At 62.2% G+C, this 13,317-nt stretch carries 12 protein-coding genes; 9 read left to right on the top strand and 3 right to left on the bottom strand.

Going from position 1 to position 13,317, the window contains the following annotated elements:
- The first annotated feature begins 70 nt into the window (after positions 1 to 70).
- On the top strand, positions 71 to 1,381 hold the full coding sequence (locus OQK_RS26820; RefSeq protein WP_016775160.1) for an ATP-binding protein: 1,311 nt from the start codon (positions 71 to 73) through the stop codon (positions 1,379 to 1,381).
- Positions 1,382 to 1,833: 452 nt separating this feature from the next.
- On the opposite strand, the gene OQK_RS31785 is transcribed toward OQK_RS26820, so the two are convergent.
- Positions 1,834 to 2,373 (bottom strand): hypothetical protein, encoded by a 540-nt coding sequence (locus OQK_RS31785; RefSeq protein ID WP_238537271.1) that lies wholly within the window; start codon positions 2,371 to 2,373, stop codon positions 1,834 to 1,836.
- On the opposite strand from OQK_RS31785, the gene OQK_RS26825 reads away from it, so the two are divergent.
- From OQK_RS26825 to OQK_RS26840, 4 genes are all read left to right on the top strand, one after another.
- Positions 2,314 to 3,783: a hypothetical protein gene (locus tag OQK_RS26825; protein ID WP_238537272.1), complete on the top strand. Its 1,470-nt coding sequence runs from the start codon at positions 2,314 to 2,316 to the stop codon at positions 3,781 to 3,783. The two genes, OQK_RS31785 and OQK_RS26825, sit on opposite strands and share 60 nt — an antisense overlap.
- The gene (locus OQK_RS26830; RefSeq protein ID WP_238537287.1) at positions 3,746 to 4,831 is read left to right on the top strand and encodes an NAD(P)/FAD-dependent oxidoreductase; all 1,086 of its coding nucleotides are present in this window, start codon (positions 3,746 to 3,748) and stop codon (positions 4,829 to 4,831) included. The genes OQK_RS26825 and OQK_RS26830 overlap by 38 nt, the downstream gene beginning before the upstream one ends.
- A gap of 134 nt (positions 4,832 to 4,965) precedes the next feature.
- Entirely contained in the window at positions 4,966 to 6,012 is a 1,047-nt protein-coding gene (locus tag OQK_RS26835; protein WP_016775163.1) for a class I SAM-dependent methyltransferase, read from the top strand.
- Positions 6,013 to 6,067: 55 nt separating this feature from the next.
- Positions 6,068 to 6,910: an NAD-dependent protein deacetylase gene (locus tag OQK_RS26840; protein WP_016775164.1), complete on the top strand. Its 843-nt coding sequence runs from the start codon at positions 6,068 to 6,070 to the stop codon at positions 6,908 to 6,910.
- 86 nt (positions 6,911 to 6,996) lie between these two features.
- On the opposite strand, the gene OQK_RS26845 is transcribed toward OQK_RS26840, so the two are convergent.
- On the bottom strand, positions 6,997 to 8,613 hold the full coding sequence (locus OQK_RS26845) for a L,D-transpeptidase family protein (RefSeq protein ID WP_016775165.1): 1,617 nt from the start codon (positions 8,611 to 8,613) through the stop codon (positions 6,997 to 6,999).
- A gap of 152 nt (positions 8,614 to 8,765) precedes the next feature.
- On the opposite strand from OQK_RS26845, the gene OQK_RS26850 reads away from it, so the two are divergent.
- Positions 8,766 to 9,479 (top strand): murein L,D-transpeptidase catalytic domain family protein, encoded by a 714-nt coding sequence (locus tag OQK_RS26850; protein ID WP_016775166.1) that lies wholly within the window; start codon positions 8,766 to 8,768, stop codon positions 9,477 to 9,479.
- On the opposite strand, the gene OQK_RS26855 is transcribed toward OQK_RS26850, so the two are convergent.
- Positions 9,476 to 10,096 (bottom strand): cell wall hydrolase, encoded by a 621-nt coding sequence (locus OQK_RS26855; protein WP_016775167.1) that lies wholly within the window; start codon positions 10,094 to 10,096, stop codon positions 9,476 to 9,478. The two genes, OQK_RS26850 and OQK_RS26855, sit on opposite strands and share 4 nt — an antisense overlap.
- Positions 10,097 to 10,294: 198 nt before the next feature.
- Here OQK_RS26855 and OQK_RS26860 point away from each other — a divergent pair, with 198 nt between their 5' ends.
- The 3 genes from OQK_RS26860 (at position 10,295) to OQK_RS26870 (ending at position 13,189) form a co-directional block, all read left to right on the top strand.
- Complete coding sequence (locus tag OQK_RS26860; RefSeq protein WP_016775168.1) at positions 10,295 to 11,146, top strand: CAP domain-containing protein; 852 nt, start codon at positions 10,295 to 10,297, stop codon at positions 11,144 to 11,146.
- Between the two features lie 119 nt (positions 11,147 to 11,265).
- On the top strand, positions 11,266 to 12,264 hold the full coding sequence (gene moaA, locus OQK_RS26865; protein ID WP_016775169.1) for a GTP 3',8-cyclase MoaA: 999 nt from the start codon (positions 11,266 to 11,268) through the stop codon (positions 12,262 to 12,264).
- A gap of 25 nt (positions 12,265 to 12,289) precedes the next feature.
- Complete coding sequence (locus OQK_RS26870) at positions 12,290 to 13,189, top strand: bestrophin family protein (protein ID WP_016775170.1); 900 nt, start codon at positions 12,290 to 12,292, stop codon at positions 13,187 to 13,189.
- Positions 13,190 to 13,317 lie beyond the last annotated feature (128 nt).

Consider the following 13,317-nt stretch of genomic DNA (forward strand, 5'->3'; position numbering starts at 1 on the left):
CCTATATCAAGACTGTGCGCAGTGAAGGTTATGTGTTTTCGCTGCCGGTCGAACTGCTTGGGGCGTCGGCATGAAACTCAAGCTGCAATGGCCGCGCACCCTCGCCTCGCGCCTGTCGCTGATCTTTCTGATCGGGCTGATTCTGGCGCAGGGTCTGTCGTTCGGCGCGCAGTATTACGAGCGTTACCAGAGCGCGAAAAGCACCATGCTCGGCAACCTCGAAACCGACGTCTCGACGTCGATGGCCATCCTCGATCGCCTGCCCGCCGCCGAACGCGAGGCCTGGCTGCCGCGTCTGGCCCGGCGCAATTACGGCTACCTGCTCAATGAGGGCGAACCGGGCATGCCGGTGACCTCGGCTGAAAAGTCCGTAGCGATCGCCTCGATTACGGCGGCCATCGGCGACACTTATCCAATCGTGTTTACCGAAGTTCCCGGCGGTCCGAGACAACATTTCCAGGGCCACTTGCGCCTGAGCGACGGCAGCCCGGTGACCATCGATATCCGTCCGGCGATGGTGCCGTTGTCGCCGTGGTTGCCGGTGGTGCTGCTCGGCCAACTGGCGTTGCTGATCCTCTGCACCTGGCTCGCCGTGCGCATTGCCATCCGTCCCCTCACCCGCCTCGCCAACGCCGTGGAAACCCTCGACCCCAACGCTCACCCGATCAAGCTCGACGAGCAAGGGCCGACCGAAGTGGTCCACGCGGCACGGGCGTTCAACGCCATGCAAACGCGCATCGCCGCCTACCTGAAAGAACGCATGCAACTGCTCGCGGCGATTTCCCACGACCTGCAAACGCCGATCACCCGGATGAAACTGCGCGCAGAATTCATGGACGACTCGGTCGAGAAAGACAAACTGAGCAGCGATCTCGGCGAAATCGAGCATCTGGTGCGCGAAGGCGTGGCTTACGCTCGCAGCGTTCACGGCGCCACCGAAGAAAGCCGGCGTACTGATCTCGACTCATTCCTCGACAGCCTGGTCTTCGACTATCAGGACATGGGCAAGGACGTGCAGCTCGGCGGCAAAAGCAAAGCGGTAATCGAAACCCGCCCGCAGGCCCTGCGCCGGGTGCTGGTGAACCTGACCGACAACGCCCTGAAATTCGCCGGCGCCGCGCAATTGCAGGTCGAAGCGCAGGGCAACAGCCTGTCGGTGAAAGTCCTCGATCGCGGCCCGGGCATCGCCGAGGCCGAACTGGCGCAGGTGCTGGAACCCTTCTACCGCGTGGAAAACTCGCGCAATCGCGACACCGGCGGCACCGGTCTCGGACTGGCGATCGCCCAGCAATTGGCGTTGGCGCTCGGTGGCTCGCTTATGTTGAGCAATCGTGAAGGTGGCGGGTTGTGCGCTGAGCTTAAATTACCGCTGCACGGCTGACAGTTTCTGTTTGATTTTCCCTCCTGACCTCTGCTGTTTTCGGTTGAACAGCAGGCATCTGCCTACGCCCTCTTCGGAATCGCCCGACTGTTGCGCCAGGGCCAAAGCCTCTACGGTTATGCATGTCCAGGCGCCCCGCTACTGTCAGACCTGACAGTAGCGGGGCATAAGCCTTGTGCTGTCTGATGACAGCTCGCGAACCGTAACGAGGATCAGCCATGACTCTGCTTGAATCCGTCACACAGGTATGTCATCGGCTGGCGCCAGGCGGCTGGCATTCGCTGATGTTGGCCCATGGGCTTGATCTGTTGGCAGAGCCCCTGGCCGCCGAGCTGCAACGGCCACTGACGATTGATCGCTGCCTGAGCGGATTCGCGGATTTCGATCCTGATGGAACCTGCGCAATCGAAGCGGCGGCGCCCTCCCGCAGTTTGCTCTATCACGCGCTGGCATCACCGCAAGTGACCGTCGATGAAACCGGAACGGATCTGCGGCTGTTTCCGACTGCGGGCGAAATCGAAAGCGTTCTGAATTATGTTTACAGCATCGCACCGCCCACCCTCGATCAACTGCGCCTGACTGCCGCTGGCGCGCCCCTGGCGGTGGTGGCTTTTGCCAGTGAATATCGCTGCGCAGCCGACACCGTGCACGGCCGACACGCCGACCTGTGCTTTTCGCGCACCGGCATTGCTCGGGTCGGCACCGCGCCTGCCCGATATAACGCCAGACAACGATGCTTCCTGCCCTTTGTCGACGGCGACGTACATGGCATCCGGGTCATGCCGGTGCGCTACAGCGCTTACATTGCCATGCAACTGCGCGGTGATGCGCAGCGCTTCGGGCCGATGGACTTTCAGTCTGAAGTCGATCCGGGGCTGGATTTCTGGGTGCCGCTGCACAAGCTGTTCGATGGCGCACGATGCCTGGCAGGCATGCAACTGGCGGTGACGCTGGAGAATCATCAGATCAACGAGAAGTTGCGGCACATCCATTTACGTCACAGTGGCACCGGCTGGGGGGAGCCGCAGATCAGTCGGCCGCCCTTCGTCGTGATCGATGACTTGGCCGACTGGGCAACTGAGGAAGCGTTCGGCGCCGGCTTGCTGTTGCCAGAGCCAAAAGCACGGCTGGTCGAAGCTGCCAGATTCGAGGGCCGACTGCTATCGTTTCAGATGCCCGCCAACACCGGCGGGATGGTGCATGGTCGACACAAGGTTGACGCGCAAGGCAGCATCGAGGATCTGAACAACCGTGCCGATGTCGAAGCCCTGGTCCGTGAAGGTGGTTATCAGGCCCTGCACTATCAAGACGCGACAGCTGACGGATGGGTCCGGCCACACTGCCCCGCACTGAGCGACCTGCTGCCGACGGTGGCTGCCTATTCTATTATTGGTCCTCCGGATTTCTACCCACTGTGCAGTCAGCGCAAACTGCTGCGCTGGGTCAGCGAAGAGCCGCTTTTTACCAGTCCCGACATCTGGCACGCCCGCCTCGAAGCACTTTCCAACGTGCGGTATTGCGCCAACCTGAACCTCAAGGATCAGTTGTTTTCCGACAAGGATCGAGGGGTGACGGCGATTGTCGCCTGCGCTGAACCGCGCGCGAGCGTGCTGTCGCCAATGCCGCTCGCCCAAAGTTCACGGCCCTCCTCGCTGCCGGACGGCGCTGCCGGGGTTTTCGGTCCGGGCTGGGAAGTAGGCTGGGTCCGGCAGAACACCTCCGACGCCGAATGGATCAACGTACTGGCCGGCTATCAGATGGCAAGCCCGTTTCCCGAAGACGCCAAAATCTGCGCAGCTCTGGGCTCCTTCTGGCCGGGGGTGGCACCGGATTCGGCGCGGGTGTTCGAGCCGCGTTCAAGTCTGCACACCATCATCCCGTTGACCGATCAGGAAATTGGCCAGGACGGTGCCATTGCCTGGGACGATCAGCCGGGTCCGCAACTCATCGTTCAAGACAACCGCCTGTTCGCCCAGTACCACGCCTACGCCCACGCCGATTACACACAGGTCGCCCTGGACGGGCATTTTTCCCTGAGCCTGACCGGCCAAACGTCACAAACCGCGTATGAGCGGCGCGTCGCTTCGATGCATCGGGTTTATCGGGTGCTTGGTGCTGATGACGACAATGCCCAGCGCAATGCCTGGCCGCTGCTGTCGTTTCTCGAGGTGCAGCATCCGGACGATGAGCTCGAAAAAGCACAGCAGGAAGCCGGCGTTGTCCTGGAGGGATGGGTGCAGTTTTTTTCGATGTACGAGCGCGGGGCTGTCAGCACTGCCGATGATGATTTCAAGTTACGTCATGTCGAGATCAAACGACAGGCCCTGCTGTTTGTCAGTGCTGATGTCAGCCTGCTCAAACTGGATGCAGGCCCTTGGCAGGTCGCGTTTGAAACACTTTGATGTGGTGGTGATTGGCGCAGGACCTGCGGGCTGCGCCAGCGCCATCAGCTGTGCTCGCCGGGGACTTCGCGTGGCTTTGATCGAAAGGCAAGCGTTCCCCCGATTCCGCCCTGGCGAAAGTCTGCACCCGGGTATCGAACCGTTATTGCGCCAACTCGGCGTCGCCGACCTGCTGCGTGCCTCGTCGACTCTGCGCTTTGAAGGCCAATGGGTGCACTGGAACGGCCCGGCTCGTTTCAACGCTTTCGGCGCGGACATAACTGGCCCGTGGCGCGGCTTCCAGATCAGCCGCGCGTTACTGGACGCCGCGTTATTACAACAAGCCGCTTCAGCGGGTGTAGAGATATACCAGCCGTGTCGGGCGCACAGCGCTCTCACGTTCGAGCAACAGGTGATCGGCGTAGAAGCCGACGCCGGTTGCCTTTACGCCTCGTACGTAATCGATGCCAGTGGTGCAGCCGGCTGGCTTGGACGCCAATTGCACCTGAAGGCGCGCATCGATTCTGCTGCATTAGTGGCCCGCTTTGGATATTTGCACGGTCAGCCAGCCCGCTACGCGAGCAATCCGCGCCTGCTGGCCACGACGGATGGCTGGACATGGATCGCCCGGATTGGCCCGCAGTTGACCCATTGGACACACCTTGCGTTTGAAACCGACGCACTACGGACCGTCAGGCAGTCCAGACAAATGCTGCCCGAAGACCTCCAGGCATTACCGCAATCGGGGACGATACGCGGAGCCGACGTAAGCTGGCGCATCAGCGCGACCGTTGCCGGTGACGGCTACCTTCTCGTAGGTGATGCTGCATGCCGACTCGATCCGGCGTCGTCGCACGGTGTGCTCAAGGCGTTGATGAGCGGCATGCAGGCCGCCCAAGCTATCCATGACAGCCTGTCCCGACCATTACTGCGAACTGCCGCGCAGGCGCAGTATCAGCGATGGCTGCGCGGCTGGTATGAGCACGACCTGACACAGCTGCGCAGTTTCTATGGCCTGCATCCGTTCCCGCCCCGATGGCTGGGCACTGATCGAGTAAAAGAGGACTAGACTCATTCATTACCCAGTCGAGGGGGCCGCAGGACGTCTGCTGTGCCCTGCCCCAATCCGTGACCACCGCCCGGTGGCGCCTGCCTCGACATTCAACGCCGCCGGACGGTGATCCTGTTTCAGGAGCACACGTGATGAATGAGGCGAAGCTCAACGAATTCATGGGCAAACTGGTCAACGACATGGGTGGTGCGGCGATGCTGGCCAATGTCATTGTCGGCGAAGAACTCGGTCTGTACCGGGCAATGGCCGACAGCCAACCGATCAGCCCCGAAGCCCTTGCGGCGAAAACCACCTGCAATCCGCGCCTGGTGCGCGAATGGCTCAGCGCCCATGCCGCATCAGGCTATATGGAACACGTTGACGGTCAGTTTCGCTTGCCGGAAGAACAGGCACTGGCGCTGGCCGTGGAGGATTCGCCGGTGTATGTCGCTGGCGGTCTCGGCGTGGTGGCGTCGTTTTTCCATGACAAGGACAAACTGGTCAAGGCCATGCGCGGCAATGGCGCCTTGTCGTGGGGCGATCACCACCCGTGCATGTTCAGCGGCACCGAACGCTTCTTCCGCCCCGGCTACAAAGGTCACCTGATTGCCGAATGGCTTCCGGCTCTGGACGGCGTGGTGGCCAAGCTGGAACGCGGCGCCAAAGTTGCCGACATCGGCTGCGGCCACGGCGCCTCGACGGTGATCATGGCCCAGGCGTTTCCCAAATCGCAGTTTGTCGGCTTTGACTTCCATGCGCCGTCAGTCACCGTCGCCACGCAACGGGCCGAAGAAGGCGGCGTGGGCAACCGCGCCAGATTTTTCGAGGGCACGGCAAAAAACTATCCCGGCGGCGACTACGATCTGATCTGCTTTTTCGACTGCCTGCACGACATGGGCGACCCGGTCGGCGCCGCTCGCCACGCTTATGAGTCGCTGAAGGACGATGGCACGGTGTTGCTGGTGGAACCGTTCGCCAACGACAAACTGGACGACAATCTCAACGCGGTCGGGCGCCTGTTCTACGCCGCCTCGACGTTTATCTGCACGCCCAATTCGCTGTCCCAGGAAGTCGGCCTCGGGCTCGGTGCGCAGGCTGGGGAAATGCGCCTGCGCAAAGTCTTTGTCGAGGCCGGGTTCAAGCAGTTCCGCCGCGCCACGCAAACGCCTTTCAACCTGATACTGGAGGCGCGCAAGTAACCCGTGCGGATCGCGTGCTAACCTGCGGGGCACTGCCCATTCTGGAGTGCTGAGCATGCTCGATAGCCCGATCCGCGAACATCTCGATACGCTGTTGCAGGCCATGGCCGACGATAAATTCCTGATATTGACCGGCGCCGGCATCAGCACGCCATCGGGCATTCCGGACTATCGCGACAGTGACGGCGTGCGTCGCGGGCGGCAGCCGATGATGTATCAGGAGTTTCTCGCCGCCCCGGAATCACGCCGGCGCTACTGGGCGCGGGCCATGCTCGGCTGGCCGCGCGTGCGAAAGGCCCGACCGAATGCCGCGCATGAGGCGCTGGCGACATTGCAACAGCGTGGCCGGCTCAGCGCTTTGATCACGCAGAACGTCGATACCTTGCACGATCAGGCCGGCAGCCACGATGTGATCGAACTGCACGGCAGCCTGCATCGAGTGCTGTGCCTGGATTGCGGGCAGCGCAGCGAGCGCGACGCGATCCAGCAGCAGATGGAGACACACAATCCCTACCTGAGTGGTGTCGATGCGGTGCAGGCGCCGGATGGCGATACCTTGCTCGACCCGGCATTTGAAGCGCGCTTTCAGGTACCCCGGTGCCCGCATTGCGCAGGTGAGCGGATGAAACCGGATGTGGTGTTCTTCGGCGAGAACGTGGCGCAACCGACGGCCGCACGGGCGCTGGCCGCCGCCGAGAATGCGGCGGGTTTACTGGTGGTGGGATCGTCGTTGATGGCGTATTCGGCGTTTCGCTTGTGTCGGGTGATTGCCGAGCGTGGCAAGCCGTTGATGGCGATCAATCTGGGCAAGACCCGGGCGGATGATCTGCTCGACTTGAAAATTGAAGGCTCGTGTGAGGAGCTTTTGCCTTGGCTGGTGGAGGAGCTTGGTCGGTGAATTTTCGAGTATTGCGCTCGACTTGAGATTTGCCCCTCACCCTGGCCCTCTCCCGAGGGAGAGGGAACTGACCGAAGTGCTCTGGCTTAGTGCGCCCGATCCAGCCCCGCCAGCAATGCGCTGTCGTGGCTGTAGATGTCCGGCGCATAACGAACATGGCCGCTGCTGTCGACTTGCGCCGTCCAGTAGGTCATCAGGATCGGCACCGGCGCCGACAGGCGAAATTCATGGGTGGTGCCGGTTGCCAGCAAAGTCTCGGTGCGAGCTTTTTCCGCCGGGGACAGCAGCAGATCGCGCAGTTGCAGCGGGTGCTCGACCCGCACACAACCGGAACTGAACGCCCGTGGGCCTTTGTCGAACAGCGCCTTGCTCGGCGTGTCGTGCAGGTACACCGAGAACGGGTTGGGGAAACGGATGACCATTTGCCCCAGCGGATTGCGCGGGCCGGCGTCCTGACGCAGGAGGATATTGCCGGGGTTGTCCCAGTCGATGTCCGCTGCCGCCAGAGGCTGGCCGTTGGCATCGAGCACTTGCAGGTTCTGGCGGCTGAGGAAGGTCTGGTCCTTGCGGATTTCCGGCAGCTTGTCTTCCTTCCAGATGGTCGGTGGAACGGTCCAGGTCGGGTTCAGCGTCAGCCGGGTGACGCGGGATTTGAGCAACGGCGTCTGGCGTTCGGCGCGGCCGACCTGGGTGCGGGTCTGCCACACCGGTTGACCGCCCTGATACAGCGTCAGCTCAGCGGCGGCCACGTTGACCACCAGGCCACTGGGCTCCATGTCCTGGGCCATCCAGCGGAAACGTTCGAGATTGACGCGCAACTGATCGCGGCGGGTCAGCGGGCTGATGTTCAGCTCGGCAATGGTGCCCGGCCCGACCACGCCGTCAGCCTGCAACGAATGGCTGGCCTGAAAGTGCTTCACGGCTTCCACCAGCACGTCATCGTAGGCGTTGTCCGGTGTCACCAGTGCGTGTGCCAGATAACCTTCGCTGTACAAACGTCGGGCCAGTTCCGGCACGCGCGGGTCTTCCATCGCCGGGCGCAGCAACGGGCCGCTGCCGACCGGCTGCCATTGCGGCAAGGCTTGCAAGCGTTGCGCGGCATACAACTGACGCAGGCTTTGATATTGCGGTAGATGCGGACGCGCCAGGTCGAACGCCGCAGCAATATCGTTCATGCCCGGCACGGCAATGCTGAGCAGTTGCGCCTGACGATCGGTCGGCGGGCCGTCGACACGCCACAGCGGTTCGAAATGCGATTGCAACAGACGGCCGTAATGCAGATCCTGCAAGGCCTGCAGGTAGTTGCGGCTGATGTCGATGTCGGCGCACAGCTCGCCATCCTGCGGCGGTGTCGTCGCAACCGCATAGCGATTCGGATTCAAGCCATCATCGGCCAACAGCTGCAACTGCGCGCGCAATGCCGGCAAGCGTGCCGACTCACTTGCCCACACCGGCATCCAGTCCTGCTGTTCGTAAAACGCCTGCAATTGGCTCAATGCCGGGCCATTGAGACGCAGAGCGATGGCCGGGCACGACTGCGCCAGGCTGATCAAAACCGCCTGCAACGGGCTGCGCGGCTCGACCGGCAATTGCGTTTCCGGCGTCGGCAGGGTTTCGAGCGGGGGCAGCGGCTCATCGGCGCAAGCGACAAACGGCGCAGCGAGCAAACAAATGCTCAAGTAGCATGCGTACTTTTTGAACAACTGCTTTACTCCAATCCATGGCCGTCCAGATGACGGTCAACCTTACATCAGGTGCGCTGAACAGTCAGGCTCGAACCGCGAGCCTGCGGGTATTGACTGGGAGTCAGGAGCCAAAGTGCCGTTTATGTAGCAAGTTGAGGACACTTTATAAAATGTTGACGTTTTTGCGCCGACTTCTGTTGAGCACCGCGACCCTTGTCGCCGTGACCAGCCCAGTATTTGCCGCCGGCAAGCCATCGCCGGTTCTCTACAACAGCCTCGCCCACGCCGCGCCGGAACTCAATCCCCAGGCGCTCAAAGGTGCATTGAACGCCATGCAATGCGCGGTCAACAACGGCGCGAAACCCTCGCGGCATCTGGCGATCATCGATTATTCGCAACCGTCCACCGAACGCCGCTTGTGGATCTTCGATCTGAGCAAAAAGAAACTGGTGCTGCGTGATCTGGTTGCCCACGGTTCGAACTCCGGGGAAAACTTCGCCACGCAGTTTTCCAATCGCGAAGGCAGTTATCAGTCCAGCCTCGGCCTGTTCCGCACTCAGGAAAGCTACGAAGGTACTCACGGCTATTCGCTGCGCATGGACGGTCTGGAACCCGGTTTCAATGATCTGGCCCGTGATCGCGCGATCGTGATTCATGCCGCCAGTTACGTGAACCCGCTGTGGAGCAAGCGTCAGGGGCGTATCGGCCGCAGTCAGGGTTGCCCCGCCGTGCGGCCGCAGATCGCCAAACAGGTGATCGATCGCCTGAAGAACGGACAGTTCATGTTTTCCTGGTATCCGGATCAGCGCTGGCTGCAAAAGTCACCGTATCTGAACTGCCAGCCGCAACAGGTGGCGAGCATTCTCAACACCCACGCCAGTTAACGCGCGTCGCCGCCGGCGGGTTTGTAGAACAGAAACCTGCCGGTCTGCGCGGTGTTGCGATAGGCCTTGGCCCAGCTCGGGTGCACGCCCCGATCATGAAAATACAGGGCACCGCGCGTGCGGTCCTTGAGCTGACGGTTCAACGCCTTGCCGGCGATTTCCTTGGCCAGCGCGTATTCGGCGTCTTCCTTGACCTGATCGGGCTTGCCATCGCACCACCAGGAAAACTGGCAATTGCCGCTTTCCGATCCTTGCTTGACCACCGCGCACACCGTGTCGGGAAAGCCGTCGTGGCCGAGGCGATTCATCACCACACTGGCGACGGCTTCCATTTCCGGGGTGTCCTTGCCCTTGGCTTCCCAATAGATACTGCGCGCCAGACAGGTCAGCGGATCGTCCAGCGGCGCGGCGCCGGCCGGGTCTACTGCCTGCGCTTCGGTGGGGGTGATGGCCTCGGATTTCGGCGCCGGGGCAGCGCTGACTTTATCCGCCGCTTTCTCTTCAAGCACCTCGGCTTTCTGTTCGGCCTTGGCCTCGATCGGCGCCTGCGCCCCGGCCCATGCCGCGCCGGTCAAAAAGATCCACAACAAACCGCCCGCCAAGCCTTTCGATCCCATGTCGGTTCTTCCGTCAGCGCCCGCCCGGGGCAAGATGTTACGTCGGTGAGACGCCCGGTTTGCGGGGTCTTCGCAGAGTGTAGCGAGCAAATGCGCGGGCACACCAGCGCAGAAAAAAATCCGCCGCAAAGAAAAACACATTCACTCACCGGGGGCCTTTCGCGCATCATGGGCGCATTCAGCTCAAGGGAGATTTCCATGCGCTTCATGCCGTCCGTTTTGCGTAGTGCCGCATTGTCGCTGGGCGTGGTGTTCGCCACCTCGGCGCTGGCCGCCGATGAACTGCAATTGATCGAGTCGATCAACAGCTATCGCAGCCAGCCGCAGCGTTGCGGCACGCAGGCGTCAAACGAGTTGCCACCGCTGTCGGCCGATCCACGGCTGCGCCTGCCGGCCAGCGGCGCGGTTGATCTGCAGCAGGCCATGACCAGCGCCCACTACCCGATGGTCAACGTGCAGGCGATCACCCTCAACGGCCCGCGCGATGCGGCGTCAGCAATGAAGGCGATTCAGGAAAGCTTCTGTCAGGTGGTGCTCGATCCGCAGTTCGTCGATATCGGCGTCAACCGTGTCGACCGCGACTGGCGCATCGTCCTCGCGCGGCCGTTGCTGACGGCGAAACTCGGCGATGCACAAAGCGAAGGGCAAAAGCTGCTGGCGCAACTCAATACCGCGCGCAGCCAGGCGCGCCAATGCGGCGGGCAGTCCTTCGCGGCGGCAGCACCGCTGGCCTGGAACGCCACGCTGGGCACGGTCGCTCAGGATCACAGCCGCGACATGGCCAACAACAATTACCTCGACCACAAGGACCGCGACGGCCGCACGCCGGGCGACCGCGCCGAGCTGTCCGGTTACAGTGGGCAACTGGTCGGAGAGAACATCGCCGCCGGGCAAGACACCGTCGGCAAGGTCGTCGACGGCTGGCTCGCCAGCCCCGGGCATTGCGCCAATCTGATGAATCCGCAATATCAGGAACTGGGCGCCGCGTACGCGACCGATCCGAAAAGCAACGCCGGCATTTACTGGACGGCAATGTTTGGCGCACCGTAAGGCATCATCGACGCCGTCAATCACTCGGTCAGCCAGAGTGATTGGACGGCATGGCGAGCGCAGCCTACCCTGCGCGATCTGCGCCCGCTGACGGCGCTCCACATCCACGAGGCGAGCCCATGACACAGCGTGAATTGATCGATGGTCACAACCGCCGCGTGGATTATCTGCGCCTGTCGGTCACCGACCGCTGCGATTTTCGCTGCGTCTATTGCATGGCCGAGGACATGCAGTTCCTGCCGCGCCAGCAGATCCTCACCCTCGAAGAGCTGTTCCAGGTAGCGCAAAGCTTCGTTGCCCTCGGCACGCGCAAGATCCGCCTCACGGGTGGCGAGCCGCTGATCCGCCCTGGCGTCGTGCAACTTTGCGAACAGATCGCCGCCCTGCCCGGCCTGCGCGAACTGTGCCTGACCACCAACGGCTCGCAATTGGGCCGACTGGCCCAGCCGCTGTTCGACGCCGGGGTCAAGCGCCTGAACATCAGCCTCGACAGCCTCGATCCGCAGCGCTTCAAAGAGCTGACCCGCACTGGCGATCTGGCGCAGGTCATCGACGGCATCGATGCCGCGCGTGCCGCCGGTTTCACCCGTACCAAGCTCAATTGCGTGGTGATGCAGGGCCGCAACGATCACGAAATCAACGATCTGGTCAGTTTCGCCATCGAGCGTGATCTGGATATTTCCTTCATCGAAGAGATGCCGCTGGGCGCGATCGCCGAACACAGCCGCGCCGAATCCTTCTATTCCAGCGCGCAAGTACGCGAACGCATCGCCGAACGTTTTACCCTGATCGACTCGACCGAATCGACGCAAGGGCCGTCGCGCTACTGGCGCGTGGCCGAAGCGCCGAACATTCGTCTGGGCTTCATTTCGCCGCACAGCCACAACTTCTGCGGTACCTGCAACCGCGTGCGCCTGACCGTCGAAGGTCGCTTGCTGCTGTGCCTGGGCAACGAGCATTCGATGGACCTCAAAGCGGTGTTGCGCGCCCATCCGGGCCACCCGGAACGTCTGGAAAACGCGATCATCGAGGCGATGAAACTCAAGCCGTATCGACACAACTTCGAAGTCAACGACGACGTGCAAGTGGTGCGTTTCATGAACATGACCGGCGGCTGATTCGCCGCGCAACCGGGACCGCGAGATGATCGTCAGACCGAGACCCAATCAGTTCGCCGTGCTGTTCACCCTCCGAGGCTCGATCGCCAAACGCATCGCCGTGCGCACTTTGATGCTGACACTGCTGGCGGCAGCGATTGTGCTGATCGAACTTCTGGTGCCGAGCTACTTCGCCCAGATCAATTCGACACCGTTCACCCTGCTCGGTCTGTCGCTGTCGATCTTCCTGAGCTTTCGCAACAACGCCTGTTACGACCGTTGGTACGAGGGGCGCAAGGCCTGGGGCGAGGTGCTGTTGCGGGTGCGCGCGGTGATGCGCGAAACCCAAGGCATCGATGACACGCGCCTGCGTGGACAACTGTTGCGCAACCTGTGCGGTTTCGCCCACGCGTTGAATGCGCGGTTGCGTGGAGACAGTGAGGAGCAGGCCAGCACCGACTGGGTCAGCCCGCCGATCGATGGGGCGGCGCCGGATCACTGCGGCCAGATCCTTCATCAGGTCGGGCGCCAGTGTTCCGAGCTGGAAACGGCCGGTGTGCTGTCGCCATGGCGTTATCAATTGCTGGCCAATCACCTGACCTGCCTGAGCCAGGCCCAGGCCGTTTGCGACCGCATCAAGAACACGCCACTGCCCTTCCCTTACACCCTGCTGCTGCACCGCACCATCTACCTGTTCTGCCTGCTGCTGCCGTTCGCCATGGCGCAATCGCTGGGTTGGTTGACGCCGCTGTTCACGGCAATTGTCAGCTACACCTTTTTCGGCTTCGACGCGATTGCCGATGAACTCGAAGACCCGTTCGGCCGCGATGAAAACGATCTGCCGACCGATGCGCTGGTGCGTACCCTGGAGCGCGATGTGCTTTACGAACTCGGCGTCTCGCCGTTGCCGCCCGCGCCAGAGCCGGACGATTACGTGCTGCGCTGAATGGCTCAGCGGCAAGCAACGACATGGCCCGGCGCGTCCGCTCGGGACCGAGGTGCGGCCATTCGCGAGCAGGCTCGCTCCCACAGTTGAAATGCACTCTCCTGCGGAAGCGAGTCTGCTCGCGAAAA

This window comes from Pseudomonas sp. R62 (assembly GCF_000257605.1).
GTDB classification, from domain to species: domain Bacteria; phylum Pseudomonadota; class Gammaproteobacteria; order Pseudomonadales; family Pseudomonadaceae; genus Aquipseudomonas; species Aquipseudomonas atacamensis.